The following is a 3,795-nucleotide window of genomic DNA, read 5'->3' on the forward strand; positions in this document are numbered from 1 at the left end:
TGCGTAATTGCATCGGACTTGACTACCCATTTGCATTTTACTTGGTGACCGTTTGCAGATTACTTGACCATCACCAACTAAATCTGTCCCATTAGATTTAGTTGGCGTAAGGCCTTACATCTTAACGGCTGCTGTGTGCCAAAAGCGGAAGTTGGAGTGCCAGAGGCGCTCTAAAAATTAATGGTTCGTTATGCAGGGATACAAACAAATACCTGCATGGTTTCTATGGCTTTTTGATTGGATTCATGTATGACGGTAATGCCTTCATTCCGTCAGCTTTTGCAGTGCTTACCTCCATGTATAGACGATTGATAAGAACGATTTGTATACTTCCTCATATCTACAGATTTTTCAGGTACTCACATGAAAATGACACGCTTAGAAGCTATCAAGGCATGGGGAAGAGCAAGCCGAGAAGGTAAGCCAATTCCCGAAGAGGTCAGAGAAGTTCTGATCAGCACCCAACAAAATGATAGTAGCCATGATTTCCATGTAGAACCCACTACAGCTAAAGTTAGAGTTAGCAAAGAGCAAGTAAAAAAGAATATTAACGGTAAGAAACCGTTAACTGCGCCTGCACCTATCCGTAGCGTAGGAGGTTATTTAACTCCTAAAGAAATGGAAACTTACAACCAAAAACGCAAGTTAAATAATCAAAAACGTAAAAATAAACCTTTACTTTATTCAGATATAATGCTTGAACTTCTTGCATCTGGTTTGTCAAAAAAGCAAGCGACGAAGAAAGCAAAAGATATTATTCAGCGTGAAACACTTGAGCGACTCAATAACAAAAAAAGTAAACCTGTGGCTAAAGTATCACTTTCATCCAAATATAGAGCTATTCGTAATGAGAAAAAGATTAAGTCTGATCCTTGGCACATAGCGAAAACGAAACAGGACGAAATAATTCAAGCTAAAAACGAACAAAAAAAGCTAGAGGCGGATCTTATAAGTCGCCGTATTTCATGTATTGAATGCAAGGTTGATTTTCAATCGCTTGGAGGATTTGCAGACCATGCTAGAGATGTTCATCATGCAAGCATAAGTACACCTAAGCTAATTGTAGAAATTGAAAAACCTATTGCCAATGCTGATTTTTTAATCGGGGTGCCTGTATTATCGTCTACTGAATCAGTAGAGGAAGTTGTTTCTATTCCTGTTGCCAAAACTCCAGAATCCTTTAGTGATAAGTGGCTCAGATTGTTTGCAGAAAAGGGGTACACCGTTGCTATGGTTGATGCTTTCAAACGAGAAGCAACTAAACAAGGTATGGATGTAAAAGAGGCACATGAATTTCTTAGTGTCTGTAAGCCGTCAAAACACCTCACAGGAATACCTGTACGCCCTTTAGAAGTGATTCTTCCTCCTGAACAACCGAATACCATTATAAATCCCGTAGAAACGCTTGTAAATTCAGTTGCTAATGCTCCTTCTTACGCTCCCGCTCTATCTGAATCTATTGAGCAAGCGTTGTTCGCAGATCGTATTGTTCGTACCCGTACCAATCAGAACGATTTTAAAGAGCGTGTGGCCGCTAACTTTGGTTATCGTTGTGCCATAACTAATAGCGGAGAAGCACTAGAGGCCGCCCACATTGAGCCAGTTGGAACAGGAAATAATAATACTTCTAACGGATTATTGATGCTTGCATGTTTGCATCGCCTTTTTGATGCTGATTTAATGGCTATTAATCCTGACTTACTCACTGTACATTTCAAACCTGATTGCACATACTTTGCTAAAAGTATATTGGAAGGTAAAAAAATAAATGCTCACTCAGTTCCTTTGAACAAATCGGGATTGCTAGAACGCTGGCTTCGCTTTGATGTCTAAAGGCACGAAAAAGTGAAATGCAACTATTTCTACAGTCACTTTTGTGGGAGAAAAAGTGCCAACTTCAGCTCCTCGCTCATAGTAGACCTCCCGACGCCTCAGGCGGTCCGCTTTGTGCCAGAAGTGGACGTTAAAGTGAACTATCTTAGTGGTCAGGTTTATGCTTATAGGACGAAAGCTATCAGTTTTCTGGCAGATTTTCTTATCAGATAATATTCACCTGTCAGGTAACAAATTACTGCAATGAAGCTTATTGCTCCACCCAGCACCGTGTTATTGACCAGCAATTATAAGGCTGCCGCCAGGCAGTTTCTTATGTTCCCGTCCGGGCATTCGGTAAAACGCCCATAACACCGAACTGTGTAACAGGGAAAGTGACGACTACTTGGATTTTTAAGCGCCCGATGACTTCCTACTTGTTGAGATACCTGAGAGCGATTAAGCATACACAATAATCTTAACTCTCTGTGTAATACATATGTATTACACAGAGAAATGCCTAATTTTTCAGGTTTATCTTTATGAATACGTAACACAAAAATTATTACAGTGAGTCATCGAAAATTGATTCATGCGGCACGCATTTTCTTGCGTTACGATTCCATTTTCGTGCTCAGCAACAAATGCCATGTCTCTTGTAATTGGGATTATCCAGGTCAGATCGTTTTTCCAAAGATTAACGTTCCAGAAATCAGGCAGGATAAAGTTTTCCTCCGGCGATTTAACTAATCCCCACTTCCTGCTTTTAAATAAAATATTTAATTTATTCAAGTCCATTTTGAATGTCAAACCCCGAAACATATCATCATGCATTGTTCCGTCCGGCCTCATAAAATAAGCCCCTTTGTACTCTAATGTGTCCTGCTCTTCAAAAGATAACTCGCTTCCGATTATGCGGAAATTGACGCTTTCCGGACGTTCGCTGGCTAACCTGCCCCTGATATTCCACATCAGGTAGTAATCAGTTATTCTTCCGAAATTGAAGCTATTTTCATTATTTATTGCTTTATCTACTTCTTCCTTAAAAGCATCCTCTATGCTTTTCATAAGTCTTTCCGTGGATTCATCCCATCCTTTTTTTGAATAAAAGACTTCATCGTTGACAGACTTTTGTTTTACGACCCCTTCTTTATCTACTATCTTTACATAAACTTTATTTGCATCCTGTGAAAATAGTTTCAGGAACTGTCTGCCCAGGTAATGCTGTTTATACGTGAACTGCACGGTTTTGGTTCTGTTCCTGCGCGGTTTTTTCATATTACCTCAGAATATTCATGACGGATTAAGTTCAGCTTAGCATGTCCTGATCCTAAACTGTTCCGGCGAGGCCGCTACTGTTTGAGGGTATGAGATGCCCGGACACGGTAATTCGGTAAAACGCCCATATTACCGAATTACCAGTAATGAGGCTTGATAGCAGGCTTCTTCTTTGTAGGGACACGTTCAGGAAACTGGTGAGATTGCAATTCGTCAATCTTCACTTGTCGTCTTATCCAATCACTATGGTTTTTAAGTGAGCCGGGCACTCCGCGTTCGATACCTTCGCGATGTGGCAAAATAATGCCAACCGTTATTTCTGGAAAATCTTCCTTTATTGCTTTTAAGGCAGGCGTCATATCGGTATCAGCCGACACTAAGACTATTTGTGCAATGCGTGCATCTGCTTCAAGGTTCTGTTGCTTTGAAAGAAGTCGGTACATACTGATAGCAATATTTACATCGGTCTCTTTTTCCTCAAGATCCCATACATCAACCTTATCAGATCGGGATGCAGGAATACCATCCAGATAACGCGGCGCACTGCCACGATTAAGCCTGTGTCTTCCTAAATGGACTGTAACGCCCTTCGCCTTGAGTGCGCGAATATAAACATCCTGAGCTTCAGCCGACTCTTTACCTCTGGTTGCAAGAGGAGGTAAAACGGGAGAGGTAAAGTAATTTACCTCTCCCGTTTTACCTCCT

At 40.8% G+C, this 3,795-nt stretch carries 3 protein-coding genes; 1 reads left to right on the top strand and 2 read right to left on the bottom strand.

Annotated features, from left to right (window positions below):
- Positions 1-363: 363 nt before the first annotated feature.
- Positions 364-1,833 (top strand): HNH endonuclease signature motif containing protein, encoded by a 1,470-nt coding sequence (locus KHQ28_RS25760; protein WP_004201235.1) that lies wholly within the window; start codon positions 364-366, stop codon positions 1,831-1,833.
- A 519-nt stretch (positions 1,834-2,352) separates the two neighbouring features.
- Here KHQ28_RS25760 and KHQ28_RS25765 read toward each other — a convergent pair.
- Entirely contained in the window at positions 2,353-3,090 is a 738-nt protein-coding gene (locus KHQ28_RS25765; RefSeq protein WP_004201234.1) for a hypothetical protein, read from the bottom strand.
- A gap of 137 nt (positions 3,091-3,227) precedes the next feature.
- Positions 3,228-3,795 (bottom strand): NYN domain-containing protein (locus KHQ28_RS25770; RefSeq protein WP_211777729.1); only part of this gene is annotated, 568 nt, incomplete at its 5' end.

The organism is Klebsiella sp. 28, from assembly GCF_018223905.1.
Lineage (GTDB): Bacteria > Pseudomonadota > Gammaproteobacteria > Enterobacterales > Enterobacteriaceae > Klebsiella > Klebsiella pneumoniae.

Bases quoted from the DNA above. Each gene is read 5' to 3' on its own strand.
- KHQ28_RS25760 (WP_004201235.1), top strand. From the start codon at position 364: ATGAAAATGACACGCTTAGAAGCTATCAAGGCATGGGGAAGAGCAAGC.
- KHQ28_RS25765 (WP_004201234.1), bottom strand. From the start codon at position 3,090: ATGAAAAAACCGCGCAGGAACAGAACCAAAACCGTGCAGTTCACGTAT.